The following is a 23,203-nucleotide window of genomic DNA, read 5'->3' as shown; positions in this document are numbered from 1 at the left end:
CTCAGCCTTGGAACACTCCGGTCGCGAGGAACGCGTCGATCGCCGCCCGGTACGGCCGCGGGTCGATCCCCTGCCCGGCCAACCAGCCGTCGTCGTAGTAAGTGTGCGCGTAACGCTCGCCGCCGTCGCACAGCAGGCTCACCACGGAGCCGCGCTGCCCGGCCGCGCGCAGTTCGGAGATGACCTGGAAGGCGCCCCACAGGTTCGTGCCGGTGGAACCGCCCGCGCGCCGCCCGGTGTGCCCGGCCAGCCAGCGCGCGGCCGCGATGGACGCGGCGTCGGGCACCCGGATCATCCGGTCCACCACCTCGGGCATGAACGATGGCTCCACCCGCGGCCGGCCGATGCCCTCGATCCGGGAGCCGAGGCCGGTGGCGAACTCGGGGTCGCGCCGGACCCAGCCCTCGAAGAACGCGGAGTTCTCCGGGTCCACCACGCACAGCCGGGTGGCGTGGCGCTGGTAGCGGACGTAGCGGCCGATGGTGGCGCTGGTGCCGCCGGTGCCCGCGCCGACCACGATCCAGCACGGCACCGGGTGCCGCTCCCGGTCCATCTGATGGAAGATCGATTCGGCGATGTTGTTGTTGCCGCGCCAGTCGGTGGCCTGCGCGGCATAGGTGAACTGGTCCATGAAGTGCCCGCCGGTCTCGGCCGCGAGCCGGCGCGACTCGGCCACCACCGCGGTCGGATCGTCCACGAGGTGGCAGCGCCCGCCGTAGAACTCGATCAGCGCGCACTTCTCCTTGCTGGTGCTCGCCGGCATGACCGCGATGAAGGGCAGGTCGAGCATCCGGGCGAAGTAGGCCTCGGAGACGGCGGTGGAGCCGGAGGAGGCCTCGATCACCGGCCGGCCCTCGCGGATCCAGCCGTTGCACAGCGCGTAGAGGAACAGTGAGCGGGCCAGCCGGTGCTTGAGCGAGCCGGTCGGGTGGGTGGACTCGTCCTTGAGGTAGAGGTCCACGCCCCATTCCCGGGGCAGCGGGATCGGGAAGAGGTGGGTGTCCGCGGACCGGTTGCGATCCGCCTCGACCCGCTCGATCGCCTCGTGGATCCAGCCGCGGCCGGCCTCGCAGGCGGCGTCGGTACGGTCGGCCTCGGTCGGGTGCATGCTCGCGCGCCTTCCACGTCAGCGTGGCTTTCCTGTGCTCCATGGCTTTATGCCATGTCATTCGCCTCGACGGTACCGCGCCAGCCAAGCCGCCGACGAGGCGGTGTAGCCCAGCAGCGCCGCGACCGCGACGGCCGTGATCGCCGCGCCGGCGCTCACGTCGACGCGGGTGGCCGCGGTCCAGGCCGCGCCGCGGCGTTGGTCGCCGGCCGCGTGGTAGCCGAGCAGGAACGGCGCGGCGGTGAGCCAGGCGCCGACCAGCGCGAGCAGGCCGAGGCCGAGCAGGGCCGCGACCGGTGCGGGGTGGCGGGTGGGGGGTTGCGCTCGCATGTCAGTCCTTCTCGCTCGGGCCGCCGGGTCGCTTCTCGCCCTCGTCCCGGGCCCGCAGGTCGGCGGCCAGCGCGGCGACGAGCGGGGTGAGCAGGTCGCGCAGGGCGCCGGCCGCGTCGATCGCGGGCGCGGCGGCGGGGGCGGCCGGGGGCGCCACGGGTTGCGGCTCGGGCGCCCTGACCGGCTCCGGCGCGGGCTCGAGTTCGGGCTCGAGGAACAGTTCGGGCGGCTCGACCGGCTCCGGCTCCGGCTCGGCGAAGCGGCGGCGGACCGGTTCGGGCGCGCGCAGCCGGCGCACGAGCGTCGCGCCGAACAGGCCGGCCGTCACGAAGCCGAGCACCAGCACGGCCGCGCCGGTGGCGAGGTCGACGACGCTGCTGCGGGGCACGCTCGCGGCGCCGTGTCGATAGTCGAAGGCGTACGGCGCGAGCAGCAGGAACGCGCCGACCAGCGCGCACAGCACGCCGGAGACCAAGCCGATATAAGGGCCGAGGAACGGCGCCGACTCGGGCTCGCCGACCGGGTCGGCCGGCTCGGCCCAGGGCCTCGCGCCCTCGCCCGGGAAGGACGGGTCGCCCTCGGCGTCCGCACGTCTCGCTTCGCTCACGGTCGCGGTCATCCCAGCGCCCCCAGGTAGTCGTAGGTGAGCGCGCGCACCAGGCTGCTGAGCGCGGCGGGCCGCAGCACCTGCACCGCGGCCCGGCCGGCCCGCTCGGTCATCCCGGTCCACACCAGCGGCCCGGCGCCGGCGCGCTGCGTCGGCGGCACCAGCCGCGAGGCGGCGCCGGCCAGCGCGGGGAAGGCCGCCGGGTCGTGCTCGAGTTGATCGGCCATCACCGCGAGCAGCACGCCGATCAGCGCGTACTCCACATCCTGGGGAAGCGGCGGACCCGGCGCGAGGTCGGCGGAGGCGGCCGGGGCCGACTCGCTCGACGCGCCCGCGGGCGCCGCACCGCGGTCCCGCAGGGAGAAGCCGGCCAGCGCTCCGACCGCGATCAGCGGGACGGCGGCGAGGAAGGCCGCGTAGTCGCGGTGGATGAGCGACTCCATGCCGTTGCTCATGACCGACCATGCTGCCAGCCGGACCGAGGCATATCAGTGATCATCATCCCATCGGGCGACCTGGACCACCCGATCCGGTGAACACGCCGCGGAACCGAGCCCGCGGCGGCTCGGCCTACAGGCCGCCGAGCAGAGGCACCGCGCCGAGCAGAGCGGTCGAGTCGCCGGAGCCGAGCAGTCCCGACAACGGGTTCGAACCGGCGCCGAGCAGGCCGGAGAGCGGATCGGGGAGCGAGTCCGAGCCGAGCAGGTCGGTGAGCTGGCCGTCGTCCGTCGGCGTCGGGGCGGACCTGGCCTGCCGGTGCTTGCCGGTGTAGCCGGAAGTCAGCGCGCCGGAGCCCTGCTGGATCGGGCGGATCGCGCTCTGCCCGGAGCCGGCGGCGGCCGGGGTGGAGCTTTGCTCCGGCGTGGAGAGTACGGGCCGGCTGGTCGAGGTCGCGGCGTCCGGCACCGAGCCACCCGAGCGGGCGGCGATCGCGGAGGTGACCTGGTGCACCGTGCCGCGGACTGCCTTGCCGGTCGAACCGGCCGAAGAGGCCGCCGAGCCGACGGTGCTGGTCGCGGGGGCGGCGGTGAGCGCGGTGAGCGTGCTCGTCTGCGGGCTGATCGCGACCGGGTCGGCGAGGCCGGAGAGCTGGATCGCCGCGCCGGCGCCGGGGGCCGAGCCCGCGGAGAGCACGGCGGTGGCCGGGTCGAGCGCGGCGGCGGTCAGTCCCACGCCGGTGAGCGTCGCGCCGACGGCGAGGGCACCCAGGGCGGTCTTGCGTCCGGTGGTGCGGGTTTTGGCATGCGAGCCCATGACGCTTCCCCTTACTAGAGACGAGCGGCCTTCGACGGCTGGACGGAATGAGCACCGCCTCCATTGCAGGGGAGCGACACGCCGGGCGAAGGCTTAACCTTCTCGAATCACCCGAACGTATGAATATGGCGTAATCGCGCTACGGCATTAGAGTCATGGGCATGTCGAAGCCACCCGCCACCGACCCGGACGAGTCCGAACTCAGCGTCACCGAGCCCAAGACCTGGGCCGTCGGCGCACCCGCGGTCACCCACGCCCTGCAGATCGCGCAGCGGCAGATGGGTGCCCGGCGCACCGCGCTGACCTTGCTGAAGGTCAACCAGAAGGACGGCTTCGACTGCCCGGGCTGCGCCTGGCCGGAAGGCGGCGAGCGCAGCCATTTCGAATTCTGCGAGAACGGCGCGAAGGCGGTGGCCGAGGAGGCGACGCTGCGCCGGGTCACCCCGGAGTTCTTCGCCGAGCACTCCGTGGCCGAGCTGGCCGAGCGCACCGACTACTGGCTGGGCCAGCAGGGCCGGCTGACCGAGCCGATGTATAAGGAGCCCGGCGCGACCCACTACCGGCCGATCGACTGGGACGAGGCGTTTCGCCTGGTGGCGGGGGAGCTTGAGGCGGGCACGCCGGACGAGGCGGTGTTCTACACCTCCGGCCGCACCTCCAACGAGGCCGCGTTCGCCTACCAGCTGCTGGTGCGCCGCCTGGGCACCAACAACCTGCCGGACTGCTCCAACATGTGCCACGAGTCGAGCGGTTCGGCGCTCGGCGAGACCCTCGGCGTCGGCAAGGGCTCAGTCTCCCTCGACGACCTCTACAAGGCCGATCTGATCATCATCGCCGGCCAGAACCCGGGCACCAACCACCCGCGCATGCTCACCGCGCTGGAGAAGGCGAAGAAGGCCGGGGCGTCCATAGTCGCGGTCAACCCGCTGCCCGAGGCCGGCCTGATGCGGTTCAAGAACCCGCAGAAGGCGGCCGGCGTGCTCGGCTCCGGCACACCGCTCTCGGACGAGTTCCTGCAGATACGGCTGAACGGCGACCTCGCCCTGTTCCGCGCGCTGAACCGGCTGCTGCTCGAGGCGGAGGACGAGGCACCGGGCACGGTGCTCGACCACGGGTTCATCGCCGCGCACTCGCACGGGTTCGAGGAGTTCGCCAAGGACGTCCGCGGGACGTCCTGGGACGACGTGCTCACCGCCACCGGCCTGACCCGGGAACAGATCGAGTCCGTGGCCGCGCGGGTGCGCCGGTCGGAGCGGATCATCGTCTGCTGGGCGATGGGCCTGACCCAGCACAAGAACTCGGTGCCCACGATCCGCGAGGTGGTCAACTTCCTGCTGCTGCGCGGGAACGTGGGCCGGCCGGGCGCGGGCGTGTGCCCGGTGCGCGGGCACTCGAACGTGCAGGGCGACCGGACCATGGGCATCTACGAGAAGCCGACCGCGGCTTTCCTGGACGCGCTGGGCCGGGAGTTCTCCTTCGCGCCGCCGCGCGAGCACGGCTACGACACGGTCGAGTCGATCCGGGCGATGCGCGACGGCAAGGTACGGGTGTTCATGGCGTTGGGCGGCAATTTCGTCTCGGCCACGCCGGACACGGCCGTGACCGAGGCGGGCCTGCGCCGGTGCAAGCTCACCGTGCAGGTATCCACCAAGCTCAACCGCTCGCACGCGGTGACCGGCGATGCCGCGCTGATCTTGCCTTGCCTCGGCCGCACCGAGCGGGACGAGCAGGCCGGCGGCGAACAGTTCGTCAGCGTCGAGGACTCGATGTCGATGGTGCACAAGTCGCGGGGCCGGCTCAGCCCGGCCTCCCCGCACCTGCGCAGTGAGGTCTCGGTGGTGGCCGGTCTCGGCCGGGTGCTGTTCGGCGACGACGACCAGGTCGACTGGGCCGGCCTGGCCGGGGACTACGACCTGATCCGCAACCACATCGAGCGCGTCGTACCGGGTTTCGCCGACTTCAACCGGCGGGTGCGCGAACCTGACGGCTTCCAGCTGCCGCACGGTCCGCGCGACTCGCGCACGTTCCCCACCGCGACCGGCAAGGCGAACTTCACCGTCAACGACCTCACGGTGCTGCGGGTCCCGGCCGGCGCCCTGCTGCTGCAGACGGTCCGTTCGCACGACCAGTACAACACCACCATCTACGGCCTCGACGACCGCTATCGCGGTGTGCACCAAGGCCGGCGGGTGGTGTTCGTGCACCCCGATGACATCAGGGAGCTGGATCTCCAGGACGCACAGCTGGTGGATCTGACCTCGGAGTGGTCCGACGGCGTGGTCCGCCGCGCCGACGCCTTCCGGGTCGTCAGCTACCCGACCGCGCGCGGCTGCGCGGCCGCGTACTTCCCGGAGACGAACGTGCTGGTCCCGCTGGACTCCACGGCCGAGACCTCGAACACGCCCACCTCGAAGTCGATCGTGGTGCGACTCGAGCCGACCCGAACGGCGTAGGTGGACGGTCCATCACATTATCTAACTGATCATAGGTAGATAAGCTGACGGTATGACACAAGTACGTACCGTCGATGGACGGATAGCCGGCCGGCGTGGCCAGGAGACCCGGGCCCGCCTCCTCGAGTGCCTCGCCGAACTGCTGGCGGCCCGGTCCTACCGGGACGTCACCGTCATCGACGTGGCACGTGACGCCGGGACCTCGCCGGCGACCTTCTACCAGTACTTCCCGGACATCGAGGCGGCCATCCTGGAGCTGGCCGCCGACGTGGTCAAGGAGGCGGCCGAGCTCAAGGAGCTGGCCAGCGAGCGCAGCTGGGCCGGCCGGGCCGGCACCGTCTCGGCCACCGAGCTGGTCAACGGCCTGATGGACTTCTGGCAGGAGCACGACTCGATCCTGCGCGTGGTCGACCTGGCCGCGGCGGAGGGCGACAAGCGCTTCACCAAGCACCGGATGCGCGTGCTCGACGCCGTGCACAAGGCGCTGAGCTCGGCCATCACCGAGCTGCAGAAGACCGGCAAGGTGGAGGCGGACGTCCCGGCCAACGCCACCGCCGGCGCCCTGGTGACCATGCTCGCCGCCTCGGCCGCGCACCCCAAGACCTTCGAGTCCTGGTCGGTGAAGGACAAGGACCTGCGCGGCGCGCTCATCCGCCTGGTGAGCTGGGGCGTGACCGGCAAGAAGCCGACCCCGTAGCCGCGCCCGGATCCGCCGCCCCGAAGCTCATCCCCCGTACCGGCCCGGTACGGGGGATGAGCTTTGGGCGCGATCTGCGGGCCGACCGCCGCTCAGCCGGCGGACCGAGCCGGCGGTCTCAGCCGGCGGCGAAGTCCGGGTTGCCGGCCAGGCGCTGCCCCTGGACGAACTGGTCGTAGCGGCGCCGGGCCATCCGGTCCGAGTTCTCGATGCTCAGGATCACCACGAGCATGACCAGCGTGCCGAGCCCGAGGCCCAGGATCATCAGGCCGCCGGCCGCCTGCGGCACGACGCTGCCCACGTACTCGAAGAAGTCGTAGGTCGCGTGCGCCAGGATGATCGGCCACAGCAGACGCCAGCGCCGGTAGACGTAGATGTTGACGCAGGTGAAGATGATCACGCCGAGCGAGGCCCAGCCGTAGTACAGGTGGAACGGGATGCGAAGGCAGATCGCGACCAGGTAGATCACCCAGGCGCGGTTGCCGGTCATGCCGGCCTTCTCCAGCGCGTTCGTGACCAGCCCGGTGATCAGCATCTCCTCGCCGAACCCGGCCGAGAGCGCGACGACGAGGCCGACCAGCACCAGCCACGGGCTGTTGCCCTGGTCCGGCGCGCCGGTCTGCTGGCGGGTCAGGCTCGTGTAGATGACGACCGAGATCAGGAAGCCGAGCACGCCCGCCATCGAGATGAAGTAGGCGCGGGCGAACTGCCAGCCGCGGCCGCGGTCCGCCGGCGGCTGCGGGAAGCCGGGGAAGAACATCGGCGCCTGGCCGTCGAAGCCGTACCCGTTCCCGGGCGGCGGCGCCTGCTGCTGGGTCGGCTCCGAGCCCCAGGCGCCCCACCCGGGCACGGGGGTGGTGGGCGGTTCGGCGATCATGGGCTGGGTCGGCTCCGGCCGGGCGTCCGCCGGGGCGTGCTGGACGTCCTGAGGCGCGTGGCCCCACTGCGGGTGCTGCGTCGGCCGGGTCGGCTCCGGCCCCGGCGGCGCCCCCCACTGGGGCTGCGGCTGGGTCGGCTGGGCCACGCCGTCGTAGGCCGGCCAACCGGCCGGCAGCCTCGGCTCCGGCTGCCGGCTCGGCTTGCCGAAGAGCATCGGCAGGGTCACCCCGCGCTGCACGCAGAAGAACGCCACGCCGAAGATGGTCACGCTCGCCTGCATGACGTACTGCAGTATCTCCTCGAGCGCTGGAAGCCACCCGCTGACCTGGTCGTTGTTGCCGAGGCTGGGGTTGTGCAGCAGCACCAGCGCGGTGAACACGCCGAGGCCGAAGGAGGGCACGTAGACCGCCAGGATCTCCCCGAGCGCCCGGGGCACTCCGATTCGCCGCGGCTCCGGCCGCACCGGGGCGGCGGGAGCGGGGTTCTCGGCGCTCTCCGGTATCCGCTCTTCGATCTCCACGCGCCCCGTCCCTCGTCTCGACAACAGGCTGTCCCTTGAGTTTGCTTTGTATCACGACTCAACGACTCCCGCCCTCGCGCGAAAGGCCCGGCCCGATGTCCGTGCAGCTGGAAACACGCGAGGTCACGGCGGGTTACCCGGGCGTGCCCGTGCTGACCGGAATAAGCCTGCGAGTATCGGCGGGAGGGCTGACCGGCCTAATCGGATCCAACGGCGCGGGCAAGTCCACCCTGCTCGACGTGGTGTGCGGACGGCTGCGCCCCAGCGGCGGCCGGGTGCTGCTCGGCGGACGCGACGTCACCCGCTATCCGACGCACCGGCGGGCGAGGCTCGGATTAGGCCGGACGTACCAGCGGCTGGAGGTGTTCGGCTCGCTCAGCGTCGCGGACAACCTGCTGGTCGCCGCGCGGGCCACGGGCGCCGCAGACCCATCGGCCGCGGTGGCCGCCGCATTGCGCCGCCTCGGCCTGGCCGACTTCGCCGGGTATCCGGCCGGGAAGCTGCCGACCGGGCTGGCCCGGCTGGTGGAGATCGCCCGGGCGCTGGCCGGCGGGGCGCGGGTGCTGCTGCTGGACGAGCCGTCCTCCGGGATGGGCGCGGACGAGCTCGCCCGGTTCGCCCGGACGCTGCGCGACCTGCGCGCCGACGGGCTCGCGCTGCTGCTGATCGAGCACGACCTCGAGCTGGTGCACGAGGTCTGCGACGAGGTCTACCGGCTGCGCGGCGGCCGGGCGGATCAGGCCTGAAGCAACCTGATCGCGTCCAGGGCCCAGTACGTCAGGATCGAGCTCGCGCCGGCCCGGCGGATCGAGGTGAGCGTCTCCATGATGGCCCGGTCCCGCTCGATCCAGCCGTTCGCCGCGGCCGCCTCGACCATCGCGTACTCGCCGGAGACCTGGTAGGCGGCCACCGGCACGTCCACCTCGGCCGCGACCCGGGCGATGATGTCGAGGTAGGCCAGGGCCGGCTTGACCATGACCAGGTCGGCGCCCTCCTCGATGTCCAGGCGCACCTCGCGCAGCGACTCGAGCGCGTTCGCCGGGTCCTGCTGGTAGGTCTTGCGGTCGCCCTCGAGCTGGGACTCGATCGCGTCGCGGAACGGGCCGTAGAAGACCGAGGCGTACTTGGCGGAGTAGGCCAGCAGACCGGTGTCCTGGTAGCCGCCCTCGTCGAGCACGCGGCGGACGTAGCCGACCTGGCCGTCCATCATGCCGCTCGGGCCGAGCAGGTGCGCGCCCGCCTCGGCCTGGGCCAGGGCCATCTCGCCGTAGCGCTCGAGGGTCGCGTCGTTGTCCACCGAGCCGTCCGCCCGCAGCACGCCGCAGTGGCCGTGGTCGGTGAACTCGTCCAGGCACAGGTCGCTCATCAGCACGGTCTCGTCGCCGACCTCGTCGGCCACCTCGCGCAGGGTGCGCTGCAGGATGCCGTCCCGGTCGGTGCCGGCGCTGCCGGTCGCGTCCCGGTGCTCGGGCACCGCGAAGAGCATCAGTCCGCCGACGCCGAGTTCGACCGCCTCGCGGGCCGCCTTGCGCACGCCGGCCAGCGAGTGCTGGAAGACGCCGGGCAGCGAGGCGATCGGGGCGGACTCCTCCAGCCCTTCTTTGACGAACAGCGGCAGGATCAGGTTCGCCGGATGCACCCGGGTCTCCGCCACCAGCCTGCGCATCGCGGGCGTCGTACGAAGCCGTCGCGGACGGTACGTCAGATCCATCGGTGCCACCAAGCCTTTCCCACCACCGCCCGGGTCTTACCGGGCGCTGCTCGCGCGCGACCCGACCGTCCGGGCGCGCCGCTCCACTCTACGCCCGGCGCCGACGCGCCCGGGTACGTTCCGACGGACGCGTGACCGGATCGCCCGCGGCGATCTGCGCCTCGCGCCGGGCGGCGCCGAACGCCGCCAGCGCCTCGGCCAGCGCGGCCGCGCTCGGCGTCGGGGCGAGCACGTCCACGCGCAGGCCGTGCTCCCGCGCGGTGGCCGCGGTGGCCGGGCCGATGCAGGTGATCACGGTCGCCGCGTGCGGCTTGCCGGCGATGCCGACCAGGTTGCGCACGGTGGAGCTGGAGGTGAACAGGACCGCGTCGAAGCCGCCGCCCTTGATCGCCTCGCGGATCGCCTCGGCCGGCGGCGCCGCCCGCACGGTCCGGTAGGCGGTGACGTCGTCCACTTCCCAGCCGAGCTCGACCAGGCCGGCCGAGAGCACCTCGGTGGCGATGTCGGCGCGCGGCAGGAACACCCGCTCGATCGGGTCGAAGGCGGGGTCGAAGGCGGGGAACTCGGCCAGCAGGCCGGCCGCGGACTGCTCGCCGGCCGGGACCAGGTCCGGCACCACACCGAAGGCCTTGAGCGCCTTCGCGGTCGCCTCGCCCACCGCGGCCACCTTGATGCCGGCGAAGGCGCGGGCGTCGAGGCCGTAGTCCTCGAACTTCTCGCGCACCGCCTTGACCGCGTTCACCGAGGTGAAGGCGACCCACTCGTAGCGGCCGGTGACCAGGCCCTTGACCGCGCGCTCCATCTGCTGCGGGGTGCGCGGGGGCTCGACCGAGATGGTCGGGACCTCTGTGGGCACCGCGCCGTACCGGCGCAGCTGCTCGGACAGCGCCCCGGCCTGCTCCTTCGTGCGCGGCACCAGGACCCGCCAGCCGAACAGCGGCTTGCTCTCGTACCAGGACAGCTCGGCCCGCTGATTGACCACGGCACCCACCACTACCACGGTGCCGGCGCCGACGCAGGAGACGCGCTCGGCCTTGAGGGCCGCGGTGATCTTGTCCAGCGTGCCGGTGACGGTGCGCTGCGAGGTGAGCGAGCCGTCCACGGTCACCGCGACCGGGGTAGAGCCGGGCCGGCCGGCCGCGAGCAGCTCGGCCGCGACCTCGTCGATCCGGTCGCCGATGCCCTGGAGCACCAGGGTGGAGGCGCTCGCCCCGGCCTCGCCGAGCTGGCGGTGCCAGTCCGACCAGGCGGTGAAGTCCTCGCCCGCGGCCGGGTGCGGGGCCGAGAGCAGCCGCACGTCGCCGATGGAGCCGTGGCTGAGCGGGATGCCGGCGAACATCGGCACCGCGGTGGCGCGGGCCAGGCCCGGCACGACCTCGAACGGGACCGCCGTGCGGGCGCACTGCGCGGCCTCCGCCTCGAGCGGGCTGAACAGGCCCGGGTCGCCGTCGAGCAGGCGCACCACGTGCCGGCCGGCCGCGACCGCCTCGGCCATGGCCAGCAGCACCGCCTCCGGGCAGGAGGCCGGGTGGCTGAAGACGGACGAGGGCAGCGGCGCGTTCTTGCCGCCCGGCGCCGCCAGGGCCGGCTCCGGGCCGAGCTCGACCAGGTGCACGTCCGGGCGGGCCAGCGGGCGGAAGCGCTCGATCAGGTGCCGGTCGAGCACCAGCATGTCGGCCTCGGCCAGGGCGGCCGCGCCGCGCAGAGTGAGCAGGTCCGGGTCGCCCGGGCCGGCCCCGACGAAGCTGACCCTGGCCCGGTGCGCGGGACGCTCGGACTCGGCGTGCGCGCCCTCGCCCTCGGCTCCCTCGCCCGGCTCCGCGGCGCCGGGCGCGTCGGTGCCGCGCTGCGTGCGCGGGCCCGGCAGGCTCACGGCCTCCAGCGCGCTCTCGATCTTCTCCAGCGGCGTCAGCGCGGGCCCTGCGAGGGTCGCGGTCGCGGAGTCGGCGATCGTTCGTACGGCGGTCACAGCGAAGCTCCCATCAATGCCATACCTGATCCGGCACGCGCTGCGCGCGGTCGGGCTGTGGCGGTCGTGCAAGAGGTGGTGCGGGTGGTACGGGTGGTACGGGTGGTGCGGGTCTCGGCCGGGGCGGCGGGGCGGTCCCGGCTCGTGGCGGGCGTCATGACGAGGCCCGCGGCACGGCGGCCATGAGCGCGTCGGCGCCCTGCTCGAGCATCCGGGCGGCCAGGTCGGCGCCGATCCGGGCGGCCTGCGCGACCGGTCCGGTCAGGCTGCCGCGCACGGCCTCGGGCGCGCCCTCGTGCTCGGGCCCGGTGACCGCGGCGACCAGGCCGCTCAGGGTCAGCTCCCCGTCGCCCGGGCCGATCAGCGCGTAGCCGCCGACCGGGGCGGAGCAGCCGGCCTCCAGGGTGGCCAGCAGCGCCCGCTCGGCGACGACCGCGGCCCGGGTGGGCGCGTGGTCGAGCCGGGCCAGGATCTCGAGCAGCTCGGCGTCGTCCGCCCGGCACTCGATCGCCAGCGCGCCCTGGCCCGGGGCGGGCAGGAACTCGGCCGGGTCGAAGAAGTCGGTGGCCTCGCCGATCCGGCCGAGCCGGTTCAGGCCGGCGTAGGCCAGCACCACCCCGTCGAGCCGGCCGTCGGAGACGAAGCCCACGCGGGTGTCCACGTTGCCGCGGACCGGCACGACCTCCAGGTCGGGCCGGACCAGCCGCAGCTGGGCCGCGCGGCGGGCGGAGCCGGTGCCGACGCGGGCGCCGGCGGGCAGATCGGCCAGCTTGCGCCCGCCGTGGGCCACGAGCACGTCGCGCACGTCCTCGCGTTCGGGCACCGCGGCCAGGGCCAGCCCGGCCGGCGGGGCCGTGGGCAGGTCCTTGAGCGAGTGCACCGCGAAGTCCGCCTCGCCCGCCAGCAGCGCCTCGCGCAGCGCGTTGACGAACACACCGGTGCCGCCGATCTGCGTCATCGGCACCTGCGTGGCCTGCGAGGTGTCCCCGGAGGTGGTGATCTCCACCAGATCGACCGGCCGGCCGGTGACCGCGCGCACGGCGTCGGCCACCATCCCGGACTGCACCGTAGCCAGCGCCGAGCGCCGGGTGGCGAGCCTGAGCGTGCTCGTCATCGCTTCTCCTGCCTGGGTTCGGCCGGACGGCCCGCGGTGGGGTCCTCGCCCGGCGCCGCCTCGGCCCGGCTGACCGCCACCGCGGTCCTCGGGTCGAGGTTGAACAGTTCGCGCAGCGCCTGCGCGTACGTCACGCCCCCGTCGCCGACCGTCAACTGCTTGACGCGAACGGTCGGCTCGTGCAACAGCTTGTCCACCACCCGGCGCACGGTCTGCTCGACCTCGGCCCGGGTGCGTTCGTCCAGGCCGGCGGTGCGGCCGTGGAACCGGTCCAGCTCGGCCGAGACGACCTCGGCGGCCATGCAGCGCAGCGCGGTGACGGTCGGCGTCACGGCGCTGGCGGTGCGCAGCCTGCGGTAGGCCTCGACCTCGGCCTCCACGATCCGGGCCACCTCGTCCAGGCTGCCCTGGCCCGGCTGCGGCTCGGCCTCGCGCTGGTCCTCGGCGATCCGCTCCAGGTCCACCACGCGCACGTGCGGCAGCTCGGCCAGGCGCGGATCCAGGTCGCGCGGCATGGCCAGGTCGACCAAGGTGATCGGCGTCGCTATGCCGGCCCGGGCCGCGGCGAACCGGTCCGCCGTCAGCACCAGCTCGGTGGCGCCGGTGCAGGAGAGCAGCAGGTCGGCGTCGGCCAGGTGCGCGGGCAGCTCGGACAGCGGGGCGGCCGTCGCGTCCACCGCGTCGGCCAGCCGGCGGGCCCGCTCCGGGGTGCGGTTGAGCACGGCGAGGGCGCACGCCGGGTACCGGCGCCGGATCGTGGTGGCGGCCAGCGCCGACATGGAGCCGGCCCCGACCACGACCACCCGGCCCGGGTCCGGCGACCCGGCCGGCACCGCGAGGTCGAGCGCGGCGGTGACCAGCGACTGGCCGGCCTTGTCCAGCGCGGTCTCGCTGTGCGCCCGCTTGCCCACCCGCAGGGCCTGCTGGACCAGCTCGTTCAGGACCGGACCGGCCGTGCCCACCTGCTGCCCCAGCGCCAGCGCGGAGCGCAGCTGGCCCAGGATCTGCGGCTCGCCGACCACCATCGAGTCCAGTCCGCAGGCCACGGTGAACAGGTGCCAGGCGGCGCGGTCGTCGTAGTGCACGTAGAAGTGGCCGGTGAGCACCTCCCGCGGCACTGCGGTGTACTGGGCGAGCAGTTCGGAGATCTCGGCCAGGGCGCCGTGGAACTTGGAGACCTCGGCGTACACCTCGAGCCGGTTGCAGGTGGCCACGGCCACCGCCTCGGCGACGTGTTCGGACCCTGCGACGTCACCGAGCAGCTTGACCGCGAGCTCCTCGGTCAGCGAGGTCTGCTCGAGCAGGCGAACGGGTGCGGTGCGATGCGAGAGACCGACGACCAGCAAGCTCATGCGGCCACCGCCTCACTGACGTGCGGCCGACGCATTCGCCAAGGCACAGTGCTCATCGATTCACTCGCAAGCTCGCTCATGCGGCCACCGCCTCACTGACGTGCGGCCGACGCATTCGCCAAGGCACAGTGCTCATCGATTCGCTCGCAAGCTCGCTCATGCCGGCAACACCTCATTCAGATCAGGCGCGGAGCGGTGCTGCCGGATCGGGGGTTCGGCCGGGCGCTCGGGCGCCGAGGCTTGATCCGGATCCGGGTTCACTGGATCCTCCCGCATGGCCCGACGCACCGTACGCCCGCCCCTGGTGCGTTTGCCCTCCGCGGCCTTGCGCTGCTCGTGGAAGGCCAGGATCTGCAGCTCGACGGACAGGTCCACCTTGCGCAGGTCCACCCCCTCGGGCACGGTCACCACGGTAGGGGCGAAGTTGAGGATGGAGGTGACCCCGGCCGCCACCAGCCGGTCGGCCACCGCCTGCGCGGCGGTGGGCGGGACCGAGATGACCGCGATGGAGATGCCGAGCTCGGCGATCACCTCGTCCAGCTCGTCCACGTGCCGGATCACCAGCCCGGCCACCCGGTTCCCGGACAGCCGCGGGTCCGCGTCGAACAGTGCGGCTATCCGGAAGCCCCGGCTGACGAAGCCGCCGTAGTTGGCCAGCGCGTGGCCCAGGTTTCCGATGCCGATGATGGCCACCGGCCAGTCCAGGCTCAGACCCAGCTCGCGCGAGATCTGGTAGATCAGGTACTCGACGTCGTAGCCGACGCCGCGGGTGCCGTAGGAGCCGAGGAAGGAGAGGTCCTTGCGCAGCTTGGCCGAGTTGACCCCGGCCACGGTGGCGAGTTCCTCGGAGGAGACGGTGGCGGTACCGCGGTCCTGCAGGGTCCGCAGCGCACGCAGGTAGACGGGCAACCGTGCGACGGTCGCCTCGGGGATGGCGGCCATACCAGGACTGCTCATGCTGGCCATGCTGCTCCCGGTCGCGCTCGCTGGAGGTACGTTGAGGGTTGCCGCGCCGAGGCGGTGATGCGGAGGCGACCGACGCGGGACGGCCCCGGACGAAGGGGGCGCCTCGGGTGATCTGTTGGTATCACTGCCTCAACACTCACTGGGCAGCGTAGGACTTTGTGAAGGCGCGCACAAAGTTCACGACCGAATCGTGACATATTTGCGATTTATCGCCTCATGTCCGTTTTACCCGACCTCACCTGCGACGATACCCGCCGCGCAGGCCCCGTGCGCCCCGCGTGCGACCGAAGTCACAGGTTGCTGCCAGCTTCCGGGGTGGTCAGCGCCGCGCGCAGCCGGTTCTCGTCCACCCGCCAGAAGTCGTGCGGCCGGCCGTCGACGAGGGTGACCGGGATGGTGTCCCAGTAGTCCTCCTTGAGCCGGGGGTCGTCGTTGATGTCGTACTCGACCCAGCCGACCCCGAGCTCCGCCGCGACCTTCGCCACCGTCTCCCGCGCCGCGTCGCACAGGTGGCAGCCGGCCTTGCCGATCAGAGTGATACGCGTCTGCATGCCCTTTAGCCTCTCATCCGCCGGCCCCGCCCGGCACCGGGCACCGCCGCGTCCGGCCCGCTCCCGGCCCGCGTCCGCCCGAGTTCGCCCGAGTTCGCCGCAAGGACTCCGGCCGGTCGGTTGACGTAGACGTAGCCGATGCGCGCAGCCGGTAGGGTCTCAAGAGTGACAGTGCGCCCTGCCCTCAGCGCGGCCGCCGACAAGCGAGCCGTCGACGCGGCCGCTGCGCCCCGGCCCACCGCCGCGGCGTTCTTCGACCTCGACAACACCCTGATCCGCGGTGCTTCGCTGTTCCACCTCGCTCGCGGCGCGGCCGCCCACCGGTTCCTCAGCTCCGGCGAGATCGCCCGGTTCGCCTGCTCGCAGCTCACCTTCCGGATCCGCGGCGAGCGCAGCGGCCAGGTCGCCAGCACCCGGGAGCGGGCGCTCTCCTTCGCCCGCGGCCACACCGTCGAGGAGATGGTGGAGCTGTGCCGGCACATATACGACGACTACCTCGCGGAGAAGATCTGGCCGGGCACCCGCGCCCTGGCCGAGCTGCACCGGCGCCGGGCCGAGCCGGTCTGGCTGGTGACCGCGGCGCCCAGCGAGCTGGCCGAGATCATCGCCGGGCGGCTCGGCCTGGACGGCGCGCTGGGCACCGTGGCCGAGGCGGTGGACGGCCGCTACACCGGCCGCCTGGTCGGGGAGATACTGCACGGACCGGCCAAGGGCACCGCGGTGCGGGAGCTGGCCGAGCGCCTCGGCTACGACCTGACGGCCTGCCACGCCTACTCGGACTCGGCCAACGACCTGCCGATGCTCACGCTCGTCGGGCACCCGCACGCGGTGAACCCGGACCACCGGCTGCGCGCCCGGGCCGAGCACGAGGGCTGGCCCATCACCGACTACCGCACCGGGGTGCGGATCCTGCGTGCCGGGCTGCCCGGGGCGGCACTGACCGGAGCGGCCAGTGGGGCGGTGGCGGCGGGGGTGGCGTGGGCGCGCCGCGCGAAGGCGAAGTCGTAGCGACGTGCCGTAGCGACGTCGTCACTAAGGGGTATCCTCGTGTCTCGTCCTGACGGCTCGTCAAGCAGAGTCGTCAAAGCCGCACACAGCGGGGTCCGAGCCGCCTACTATGGGTGATCGGGCCGTCGCGACGGGCGGCGGTCCACGTGAAGAACGACGCGAGACCACGAGCGGAACGACCCGCCCGTCGCCCGCAGCCCACGCGGCGCGGCGGAGCGGACACGAGGGCAGTGCGCACCGGAACCGCGCGGCTGAACGGATGCCGTGCCCGAACCACGGCGCACCCGAGCACCTGGAGCCTTGTGCACCGAGACGTCAGCGCCGATCGCACCGGCCTGAGCGGCCTGCGTGCGGCAGTGCTCGCGATGACGGCCGGAGCGGTCCCCACCCCGCCCCGCCCCGCCGGCGCGGGCCCGGCCGTCAGCTCCGCGCGGCCAGTCGCGCCCGGCGGCGCCACCACGCCGCCGGAGCCGCCGCGCCCGGACGCCGAGTCGGCCCGGATGCTGGCCCTGGTCGAGCGCGCGCAGTCGGGCGACGGCGAGGCGTTCGGGATGCTCTACGACGCGTACGTGGACACGGTCTACCGCTACGTCTACTACCGGGTGACCAACAAGGCGCTGGCCGAGGACCTGACCAGCGAGACCTTTCTGCGGGCCCTGCGACGCATCTCCACCTTCACCTGGCAGGGCCGCGACTTCGGGGCGTGGCTGGTGACCATCGCGCGCAACCTGGTGGCCGATCACTTCAAGTCCTCCCGGCACCGGCTGGAGGTGCCCACCGGCGAGATGCTCGACTCGGACCAGACCGAGCCGAGCCCGGAGGACTCGGTGCTGGCCTACCTCTCCAACCGGGCCCTGCTGGACGCGGTCAAACAGCTCAACAGCCAGCAGCAGGAATGCGTCACGCTGCGCTTCCTGCACGGCCTGTCGGTGGCCGAGACGGCGCAGATCATGGGCAAGAACGACGGCGCGATCAAGACCCTGCAGTACCGGGCGATCCGCACCCTGGCCCGGTTGCTCCCGGCGGATCTGCGGTGAGCGGCAGACCCGGCCGGATACCGGGCCGTCTCCCGCGGCCGACGCCGCCGAGCGGGCCGGACGCACTGGTACGGCACGCCCGTGCGGGGGTGGCCTCCGTAACTCGCGACCCGCTCCCGTCGTTGCTCACGACGATGCGCGCCCGCACCCCGGCCGAGCGTCCGAGATCCACTCGAACGAGTGAAAAGGACGTCCCTGGGACTGCTCTCGGGCGAGCCGGGCACAACCAAAGCCGCCCGGCACGCGTCGAACGCGGTGACGGCCGGGCGGGGCCGGCGCCCCGGACCGACGAGCAGTGGAGGAGGTGGCAGGCGCGATGAACGAACGACAGGCGGCGGAGGAGTTCGCGGCTTTGCTCGCCGACCCGGCGGGCGGGCGGGCGGCACGCACCCGCCACGGGCAGCACGCCGAGCGGGGCGAGGGCACGCTGATGCTGGCGCTGGCGGACCGGCTCGGCCAGGCCGGCCGGGCGCTGCCGGCGCATGCGCCCGCGCAGTTCCGCTCGAATCTGCGGGCGGAGCTGGTGGCGCTCACGCCCAAGGTGGCCGGGCCGAACGCCGAGGGCGAGGCCGGGCGGAGCAGCACGGCGGTGCCCGCGCAGCGCGGGCGCGGCGGACGCTCCGGAGCCCGGCACGGCTCCGGCGAGACGCGCACCCGCCCGAGCTTCGCCACCCTGTCCACGGCCTGGCGGCGCAGGCTGCTCGCGGCCGGGGTCGGGGTGGCGGTGGCCACCGGCTCGGTCGGCGGGATCGCGATCGCCTCGGCCGGCGCCGAGCCCGGCGACCCGCTCTACAACGCCAAGAAGATCTTCGAGTCCCTGCAGCTCTCGCTCTCCGGCTCGACCACCGACCAGGGCCGCGACTACCTGCACTTCGCCGACATCCGGCTGAGCGAGATCGACTCGCTGCTGCAGCGCCCGGACGTGGATCTGGCCGGCTCGCCCACGCAGGCCTACCTGCGCCAGACACTGGACGAGCTGCGCACGATGATCGCCCAGGGCGGCAACATGCTGGTGGCCCAGGTGCGCCTGACCGGCGATCAGACGGCGCTGCACGCGCTGTCCGACTTCCTGCTGACCGAGCGTCAGCGGGTGGCCGACCTGAGCTGGCGGCTGCCGCCGTCCCTGCAGTCGGAGCCTCCGCAGATCGTGGCCCTGATGGACCAGCTCAACCGGCAGCTGCAGCAGGCCGAGGCGGCGCAGGCGGCGCAGTCCTCGCACATCGACCAGGGACCGGGCAGCGCGGGCAGCGCGGACGGCGGGCCGGGCGGCGGCACCGGGACCCAGGGCTCCTCGTCGGTGGGCGCGGGCAAGAGCGGAGCGCCCAGCACGCGGCCGTCCGGTTCCGCCGGGCCCGAGCCCTCCGGCAGCTCCGCGTCCGGCACTACCTCGCCGAGTTCGGCCGCGTCGATAGGAGTCGACGTCCCGCTGCCGCTGCCGACGATAGGAGTCACCGTCCCCGGGCTGCTCGGCCTGCCGGCGATCGACCTCGGCATAGGCGATGACGGAGCGAGCTCCACCCCCTAGGCGCAGCACCGACCAGGAGCACTGAGCGCCGAACCCGCGGGCCCGGACGAGGAATCGTCCGGGCCCGTCGCTCTGCCTCAGTGCTGCAGCCGCCCGGCCGCCGTGCCCCAGAACGGGTTGGTGAGCACGGCCTCGACCTGACTCGTGGTCAGCGGAAAGTCGGCCACCGCCTGGCTGGTGAACAGCACTTCCGTGGTGAACCCGCTGGGACTGAGCCAGACGAAGATCTCGGTGGGGCTGTAGGGGTCGTTCCTGATGACGCGGAACAGCGTGCCGCCGTCGAGCGACCGGCTGGTGCAGCCGCCGATCCCGGTCCGATCGCCCACGTCGGCGCACGAGCGGGCCCACGCCCCGTCGTAGAGGCTGAAAACAAGCAAGCTGTCACCCTTTGCGCCGGAGGCCTGCACGGTCATGTCCGCCCACATCATCCACAGCCCGGTGTCGTAATCCTTGACCGGGCCCACGATGCCCGGGCCGCCCTCGGGGCCGCTCAGCGTAGTCGTGGCCGCCGGCAGCATCTCCTCCAAGGTCGAGAGCACCAGCGCGGTGCCCGTCGGAGTGGCGGACGCGGAGGACGTGGCAGCCGACGCGGTCGGATCGGCGCTCGCGCTGACGGAGGCGGTACCGATCGGACTCGCCACGGCGCGGCCCGACCCGGATCCGGGCAGCGTGACGGCGAGCACCGCAGCGACGCACGCCGCGAGGCCGGCGCCCAATCCGGCGGTGACGCGGCGTCGGCGGCGGATGGCGTGGCCGCGGCGCAGCGAGCCCTGATACAGCTCGTGCGGGCTCGGCGCGGGTAGCAGCGTGGCGGTCTGGAGCAGCGCGGCCGCGAAGCGGTCTTCCTCGGAACCAGTGGACATCTTGACTCAGCTCTCTGCGAATGTGAGGAAGTCGGCGCCGAGCTGCTCGCGCAGCCGGGCCAGCGCCCGCGACGAGCGGGACTTCACCGCGGAGACGGACAGGCCCAGCATCCGGGCGGTCTCCTCCACGCTGTGGTCCTCCCAGTACCGGAGCACGAGCACCGCGCGGTCGCGCGCCTCGAGCCGCCCGAGCTCGGCCAGCAGGGTCAGCCGCAGCTCCTCGTCCCGGCCCCGGGCCGGATCGTCCTCGAAGCGCGGGGTCGGGAGCTCGGCGCTCGACTTCCTGCGGCGGGTGGCGATGAACGCGTTCACCAGCACGCTCTGGGCGTACGCGGCCGGATTCTCGATCCGCCCGCGCCGGCCCCACTTGGCGAACATGCGGCCCAGGGTCTCTTGCACGAGATCCTCGGCCAGGTGCGAATCACCGCCCGTGAGCAGGCAGGCGGTGCGATAGAGATGCGTACCCCGCGAGAGCACGAAGGCCTGGAAATCCTCGGCGTCCAGGGCAGACGGCTGCGCAGTCGGGCTCGACAGTGACCTCACACCCTGAAGATGCGGTGGCGGCCCGGTTCGGTCGCAGTCGGCTGCGACGGGGAGCTCAGAAGAAGACCGAGCGCCGCTGCAGCAGCACCCGGTAGAGGGTGTCCTGGATGGTCTCGCGCACCTGGTCGGTGAGGTTGAACACCAGCATCGGGTCCTCGGCGGCGGCCGGGTCGTAGCCGGAGGTGTCGATCGGCTCGCCGAACACGATGTACCACTTCGACGGCAGCGGGACCAGGCCGAGCGGCCCGAACCAGGGAAAGGTCGGGGTGAGCGGGAAGTAGGGCAGGTTCAGCAGCCGGGCCAGCGGCTTGAGGTCGCCGAGCTTGGGATAGATCTCCTCGGCGCCCACGATCGCGGTCGGGATGATCGGGGTGCCGGTGCGCAGCGCGGCCGAGACGAAGCCGCCGCGGCCGAAGCGCTGGAGCCGGTAGCGCTCGGCGAACGGCTTGCCGATCCCCTTGAAGCCCTCCGGCCAGACCCCGACCACCTCCCCGCCGGCCAGCAGCCGCTGCGCGTCCGGGTTGCAGGCCAGGGTGTGCCCGGCCTTGCGGGCGAACTCGCCGACGTACGGCGTGGTGAAGACGACGTCGGCCGCGAGCATGCGCAGGTGCCGCTCGGCCGGGTGGTGGTCCCACAGCGCGACCTGGGTCATCAGCGCGTCCAGCGGCAGGGTGCCGGAGTGGTTGGCCACGATCAGCGCGCCGCCCTCGGCCGGCACCCGCTCCAGGCCCCGGGCCTCGACCCGGAAGTAGCGTTCGTAGAGCGGTCGCAGCAGGTTGAGCAGCACGTGCTGGGTCAGGTCCTCGTCGAAGCCGAACTCGTCGACCTCGTACTCGCCGGTGATCCGGCGGCGCAGGAAGGCCAGGCCGCGGGCGGCGCGGCGCTCCCACTCGGGTGTGTCAGACACCGTCGACCCCGGCGCGGCGCGGCTGCGGACGGTGCGCCGCGGCGCGGCGGATCCCGGCGCGCTGGATCTCAGTCACGGCCGCCTCCCGCTTCCCGCGCGTGCGCCGCGTACCGGTCGAGCAGCTCTATCAGGGCGCGCTCCGCCGAGCGTACCCGGTCCGGGTCGATCAAGGGGCTGATCTCGGCCGACCTGGCGTGGTCGGCCACCGCCTCGGCCGAGGTGCGGGCCGGGCGGAAGCGCAGCTTCTCGGTCATCCTGGTCAGGTCGAGGACCCGGCCGAAGGTGAGCAGCTCGACCTGCTCGGGGCCGAGGTCGGCCACGCCGAGCCGGCTCAGCCCGCGGCCGAGCCAGGGCGCGGCGAAGCGCGGCACGGGCACGGTGGGCCGGCCGAGTCGGCGGGCGAGCTGGGAGAGCGTGAGCGATCCCGCGCCCGCCACGTTGTAGACGCCCGGATGGGAGCCGTCCGCGGCCAGCCGCAGCGCCCGCACCGCGTCGTCGATGTGCACGAACTGCAGGCGCGGGTCGAAGCCGGCCACGGTGGGCAGCACCGGCAGCGCCAGATAGTCCGGCACCGGCCCGGTGACGCCCGGGCCGAGCAGTCCGGCGAAGCGCAGCACCGTCACGGACACGTCCGGGCGCCGCCGCGCGAAGCCGCGCACGTACTCCTCGACCTCGACGCAGTCCTTGCCGAAGCCCGCGCGGGGCGGGCGGTGCGGCTGGGTGTCCTCGCTGAAGTGGGCCGGGTCCCGGGGGGCGCAGCCGTAGACCGCGGCCGAGGACCTGACCACCAGCCGGCGCACCGACGGCGCCCGCTGGCAGGCCGCGAGCAGCTGCATGGTGCCGATGACGTTGCGTTCCTTCATCGCCGTGCGCCCGCCGGCCAGGCCGGGGGCGGCGAGCACGTCGAGGTGCAGCACGGTGTCCGGCCGGGCCTTGGCGATCAGGGTGGCGATGGCCGGGGCGCGCAGATCCACGTGGACGTGCTCGACCCCCTCCACCCGGAGTTCGGAGGGAGGGTCGAGAAGGTCCACCGCGAGGATGCGCCGCGCGCCGTCGCGGGCGGCGAGGTCGCGCAGCACCGCGGTGCCGAGCCGCCGGGCGGCTCCGGTCACCAGCAGGGTGCGTGCGGCCGTCATCGTGCGCCGTGAGCGCCGGGCTACTTCTTGTTGCGACGCTGGATGCGCGTCTTCTTCAGCAGCTTGCGGTGCTTCTTCTTGGCCATACGCTTGCGGCGCTTCTTGATGACAGAGCCCACGGGGGTCCCTCGCTCACTTCTTCACTTCGAGCAGCAGGTGCTGCGGACATGGAACAGGGAACCCAGCGTACCCGCCCGCAGCCGCTGCTGGGAAAGCGAGAGCTCAGAAAGAGGTCAGAAAGAGGGGAGAGAGCTCGAGGGAGCTTCCTTCCGAACCGCTCAGGAGGTCTCGACGTAGGCGGCCGAGAGGTACTCGCGCACCGCCTTGGCCGGCACCCGGAAGGATCGGCCCACTCGCACCGCGGGGAGTTCGCCGGAGTGGACCATCCGGTAGACCGTCATCTTCGAGACCCGCATCACCCCGGCGACCTCGGCCACCGTGAGGAAGGCCATGTCGCTCAGGTCGATGTCGCCGCCGAGGATCGGCCGGTTGGTGCGTGCTGTGTCTGAATCGGTCATAGGGGCTCCACATTCGTGGCTGTCGTCGTAGGCATCACAACTCGCGCTTACGCGCGCACCGGGGGGTGACCCGCATGTGTGCGCGTCGTTCCTAAGCGTAGTTGGGTCAGGTGTGGAAGGGGAGGCCTTAGGCAGAAAAAGGGAGTTTTTCGGCA

Annotated in this window: 24 protein-coding genes; 6 read left to right on the top strand and 18 right to left on the bottom strand. The window is 72.9% G+C overall.

What is annotated here, in order from left to right; genetic code table 11:
- Window position 1: 1 nt before the first annotated feature.
- The 5 genes from cds1 to ACTRO_RS26630 form a co-directional block, all read right to left on the bottom strand.
- Window positions 2-1,108 carry an L-cysteine desulfhydrase Cds1 gene (gene cds1 / locus ACTRO_RS26650; RefSeq protein WP_034267374.1) on the bottom strand — a complete coding sequence of 369 codons (1,107 nt, stop codon included), beginning with the start codon at window positions 1,106-1,108 and terminating at the stop codon, window positions 2-4.
- A gap of 57 nt (window positions 1,109-1,165) precedes the next feature.
- Entirely contained in the window at window positions 1,166-1,438 is a 273-nt protein-coding gene (locus ACTRO_RS26645; RefSeq protein ID WP_034267371.1) for a hypothetical protein, read from the bottom strand.
- 1 nt (window position 1,439) lies between these two features.
- A complete protein-coding gene (locus tag ACTRO_RS26640) occupies window positions 1,440-2,045 on the bottom strand; it encodes a hypothetical protein (protein WP_157436461.1) in 606 nt (201 codons plus the stop codon).
- Window positions 2,046-2,053: 8 nt separating this feature from the next.
- On the bottom strand, window positions 2,054-2,500 hold the full coding sequence (locus tag ACTRO_RS26635) for a hypothetical protein (protein ID WP_034267366.1): 447 nt from the start codon (window positions 2,498-2,500) through the stop codon (window positions 2,054-2,056).
- 115 nt (window positions 2,501-2,615) lie between these two features.
- Window positions 2,616-3,299, bottom strand: a complete 684-nt coding sequence (locus tag ACTRO_RS26630) for a hypothetical protein (protein ID WP_034267362.1) — start codon at window positions 3,297-3,299, stop codon at window positions 2,616-2,618.
- A gap of 161 nt (window positions 3,300-3,460) precedes the next feature.
- Between ACTRO_RS26630 and ACTRO_RS26625 the strand changes: the two genes are divergently transcribed.
- Complete coding sequence (locus tag ACTRO_RS26625; RefSeq protein ID WP_034276880.1) at window positions 3,461-5,752, top strand: FdhF/YdeP family oxidoreductase; 2,292 nt, start codon at window positions 3,461-3,463, stop codon at window positions 5,750-5,752.
- 52 nt (window positions 5,753-5,804) lie between these two features.
- Window positions 5,805-6,449, top strand: a complete 645-nt coding sequence (locus ACTRO_RS26620; RefSeq protein ID WP_034267359.1) for a TetR family transcriptional regulator — start codon at window positions 5,805-5,807, stop codon at window positions 6,447-6,449.
- Between the two features lie 118 nt (window positions 6,450-6,567).
- Here ACTRO_RS26620 and ACTRO_RS26615 read toward each other — a convergent pair whose 3' ends face one another.
- Complete coding sequence (locus ACTRO_RS26615; RefSeq protein ID WP_034267356.1) at window positions 6,568-7,848, bottom strand: CPBP family intramembrane glutamic endopeptidase; 1,281 nt, start codon at window positions 7,846-7,848, stop codon at window positions 6,568-6,570.
- A gap of 95 nt (window positions 7,849-7,943) precedes the next feature.
- Between ACTRO_RS26615 and ACTRO_RS26610 the strand changes: the two genes are divergently transcribed.
- The gene (locus ACTRO_RS26610; protein WP_051451435.1) at window positions 7,944-8,594 is read left to right on the top strand and encodes an ATP-binding cassette domain-containing protein; all 651 of its coding nucleotides are present in this window, start codon (window positions 7,944-7,946) and stop codon (window positions 8,592-8,594) included.
- On the opposite strand, the gene hemB is transcribed toward ACTRO_RS26610, so the two are convergent.
- From hemB to ACTRO_RS26580, 6 genes are all read right to left on the bottom strand, one after another.
- The gene (gene hemB, locus ACTRO_RS26605; protein WP_034267354.1) at window positions 8,585-9,559 is read right to left on the bottom strand and encodes a porphobilinogen synthase; all 975 of its coding nucleotides are present in this window, start codon (window positions 9,557-9,559) and stop codon (window positions 8,585-8,587) included. The two genes, ACTRO_RS26610 and hemB, sit on opposite strands and share 10 nt — an antisense overlap.
- An 88-nt stretch (window positions 9,560-9,647) precedes the next feature.
- A complete protein-coding gene (locus tag ACTRO_RS26600) occupies window positions 9,648-11,432 on the bottom strand; it encodes a bifunctional uroporphyrinogen-III C-methyltransferase/uroporphyrinogen-III synthase (protein ID WP_425394887.1) in 1,785 nt (594 codons plus the stop codon).
- 250 nt (window positions 11,433-11,682) lie between these two features.
- The gene (gene hemC / locus ACTRO_RS26595; RefSeq protein WP_034267351.1) at window positions 11,683-12,642 is read right to left on the bottom strand and encodes a hydroxymethylbilane synthase; all 960 of its coding nucleotides are present in this window, start codon (window positions 12,640-12,642) and stop codon (window positions 11,683-11,685) included.
- Complete coding sequence (locus tag ACTRO_RS26590; protein WP_034267348.1) at window positions 12,639-13,994, bottom strand: glutamyl-tRNA reductase; 1,356 nt, start codon at window positions 13,992-13,994, stop codon at window positions 12,639-12,641. Before ACTRO_RS26590 ends, hemC begins: the two co-directional genes overlap by 4 nt.
- Window positions 13,995-14,150: 156 nt before the next feature.
- A complete protein-coding gene (locus tag ACTRO_RS26585; RefSeq protein WP_084316535.1) occupies window positions 14,151-14,960 on the bottom strand; it encodes a redox-sensing transcriptional repressor Rex in 810 nt (269 codons plus the stop codon).
- Window positions 14,961-15,250: 290 nt separating this feature from the next.
- On the bottom strand, window positions 15,251-15,511 hold the full coding sequence (locus ACTRO_RS26580; RefSeq protein ID WP_034267345.1) for a glutaredoxin family protein: 261 nt from the start codon (window positions 15,509-15,511) through the stop codon (window positions 15,251-15,253).
- 165 nt (window positions 15,512-15,676) lie between these two features.
- Here ACTRO_RS26580 and ACTRO_RS26575 point away from each other — a divergent pair, with 165 nt between their 5' ends.
- The 3 genes from ACTRO_RS26575 to ACTRO_RS26565 all read left to right on the top strand — a co-directional run bounded on the left by ACTRO_RS26575 (window position 15,677) and on the right by ACTRO_RS26565 (window position 19,081).
- A complete protein-coding gene (locus ACTRO_RS26575) occupies window positions 15,677-16,519 on the top strand; it encodes an HAD family hydrolase (RefSeq protein WP_211244418.1) in 843 nt (280 codons plus the stop codon).
- 302 nt (window positions 16,520-16,821) lie between these two features.
- Window positions 16,822-17,556 carry an ECF subfamily RNA polymerase sigma factor, BldN family gene (locus tag ACTRO_RS26570; protein ID WP_034267332.1) on the top strand — a complete coding sequence of 245 codons (735 nt, stop codon included), beginning with the start codon at window positions 16,822-16,824 and terminating at the stop codon, window positions 17,554-17,556.
- Between the two features lie 316 nt (window positions 17,557-17,872).
- Entirely contained in the window at window positions 17,873-19,081 is a 1,209-nt protein-coding gene (locus tag ACTRO_RS26565; protein WP_157436460.1) for a DUF5667 domain-containing protein, read from the top strand.
- Window positions 19,082-19,158: 77 nt separating this feature from the next.
- Here ACTRO_RS26565 and ACTRO_RS26560 read toward each other — a convergent pair whose 3' ends face one another.
- The 6 genes from ACTRO_RS26560 to ACTRO_RS26540 form a co-directional block, all read right to left on the bottom strand.
- Window positions 19,159-19,944 (bottom strand): hypothetical protein, encoded by a 786-nt coding sequence (locus ACTRO_RS26560; protein ID WP_034267326.1) that lies wholly within the window; start codon window positions 19,942-19,944, stop codon window positions 19,159-19,161.
- A gap of 6 nt (window positions 19,945-19,950) precedes the next feature.
- Entirely contained in the window at window positions 19,951-20,487 is a 537-nt protein-coding gene (locus ACTRO_RS26555) for a SigE family RNA polymerase sigma factor (protein ID WP_245594496.1), read from the bottom strand.
- A 55-nt stretch (window positions 20,488-20,542) separates the two neighbouring features.
- Complete coding sequence (locus ACTRO_RS26550; RefSeq protein ID WP_051451434.1) at window positions 20,543-21,466, bottom strand: 1-acyl-sn-glycerol-3-phosphate acyltransferase; 924 nt, start codon at window positions 21,464-21,466, stop codon at window positions 20,543-20,545.
- Window positions 21,463-22,530 carry an NAD-dependent epimerase/dehydratase family protein gene (locus ACTRO_RS26545; RefSeq protein ID WP_051451433.1) on the bottom strand — a complete coding sequence of 356 codons (1,068 nt, stop codon included), beginning with the start codon at window positions 22,528-22,530 and terminating at the stop codon, window positions 21,463-21,465. Before ACTRO_RS26545 ends, ACTRO_RS26550 begins: the two co-directional genes overlap by 4 nt.
- A gap of 20 nt (window positions 22,531-22,550) precedes the next feature.
- A complete protein-coding gene (locus ACTRO_RS46020; RefSeq protein WP_018654693.1) occupies window positions 22,551-22,649 on the bottom strand; it encodes a 30S ribosomal protein bS22 in 99 nt (32 codons plus the stop codon).
- Window positions 22,650-22,808: 159 nt separating this feature from the next.
- Window positions 22,809-22,982 carry a helix-turn-helix domain-containing protein gene (locus tag ACTRO_RS26540; RefSeq protein ID WP_211244738.1) on the bottom strand — a complete coding sequence of 58 codons (174 nt, stop codon included), beginning with the start codon at window positions 22,980-22,982 and terminating at the stop codon, window positions 22,809-22,811.
- Window positions 22,983-23,203 lie beyond the last annotated feature (221 nt).

It is taken from the genome of Actinospica robiniae DSM 44927, from assembly GCF_000504285.1.
GTDB lineage: Bacteria > Actinomycetota > Actinomycetes > Streptomycetales > Catenulisporaceae > Actinospica > Actinospica robiniae.
Note: the sequence above shows the minus strand (reverse complement) of the source record. Positions and strands in the feature narration are given on the sequence as shown.

What these genes read in the sequence shown, in the direction of transcription:
- cds1 (WP_034267374.1), bottom strand. Translation starts at nt 1,108, where the DNA reads ATGCACCCGACCGAGGCCGACCGTACCGACGCCGCCTGCGAGGCCGGC.
- ACTRO_RS26645 (WP_034267371.1), bottom strand. Translation starts at nt 1,438, where the DNA reads ATGCGAGCGCAACCCCCCACCCGCCACCCCGCACCGGTCGCGGCCCTG.
- ACTRO_RS26635 (WP_034267366.1), bottom strand. Translation starts at nt 2,500, where the DNA reads ATGAGCAACGGCATGGAGTCGCTCATCCACCGCGACTACGCGGCCTTC.
- ACTRO_RS26630 (WP_034267362.1), bottom strand. Translation starts at nt 3,299, where the DNA reads ATGGGCTCGCATGCCAAAACCCGCACCACCGGACGCAAGACCGCCCTG.
- ACTRO_RS26625 (WP_034276880.1), top strand. Translation starts at nt 3,461, where the DNA reads ATGTCGAAGCCACCCGCCACCGACCCGGACGAGTCCGAACTCAGCGTC.
- ACTRO_RS26620 (WP_034267359.1), top strand. Translation starts at nt 5,805, where the DNA reads ATGACACAAGTACGTACCGTCGATGGACGGATAGCCGGCCGGCGTGGC.
- ACTRO_RS26610 (WP_051451435.1), top strand. Translation starts at nt 7,944, where the DNA reads ATGTCCGTGCAGCTGGAAACACGCGAGGTCACGGCGGGTTACCCGGGC.
- hemB (WP_034267354.1), bottom strand. Translation starts at nt 9,559, where the DNA reads ATGGATCTGACGTACCGTCCGCGACGGCTTCGTACGACGCCCGCGATG.
- hemC (WP_034267351.1), bottom strand. Translation starts at nt 12,642, where the DNA reads ATGACGAGCACGCTCAGGCTCGCCACCCGGCGCTCGGCGCTGGCTACG.
- ACTRO_RS26590 (WP_034267348.1), bottom strand. Translation starts at nt 13,994, where the DNA reads ATGAGCTTGCTGGTCGTCGGTCTCTCGCATCGCACCGCACCCGTTCGC.
- ACTRO_RS26585 (WP_084316535.1), bottom strand. Translation starts at nt 14,960, where the DNA reads ATGGCCAGCATGAGCAGTCCTGGTATGGCCGCCATCCCCGAGGCGACC.
- ACTRO_RS26580 (WP_034267345.1), bottom strand. Translation starts at nt 15,511, where the DNA reads ATGCAGACGCGTATCACTCTGATCGGCAAGGCCGGCTGCCACCTGTGC.
- ACTRO_RS26565 (WP_157436460.1), top strand. Translation starts at nt 17,873, where the DNA reads ATGAACGAACGACAGGCGGCGGAGGAGTTCGCGGCTTTGCTCGCCGAC.
- ACTRO_RS26560 (WP_034267326.1), bottom strand. Translation starts at nt 19,944, where the DNA reads ATGTCCACTGGTTCCGAGGAAGACCGCTTCGCGGCCGCGCTGCTCCAG.
- ACTRO_RS26545 (WP_051451433.1), bottom strand. Translation starts at nt 22,530, where the DNA reads ATGACGGCCGCACGCACCCTGCTGGTGACCGGAGCCGCCCGGCGGCTC.
- ACTRO_RS26540 (WP_211244738.1), bottom strand. Translation starts at nt 22,982, where the DNA reads ATGGCCTTCCTCACGGTGGCCGAGGTCGCCGGGGTGATGCGGGTCTCG.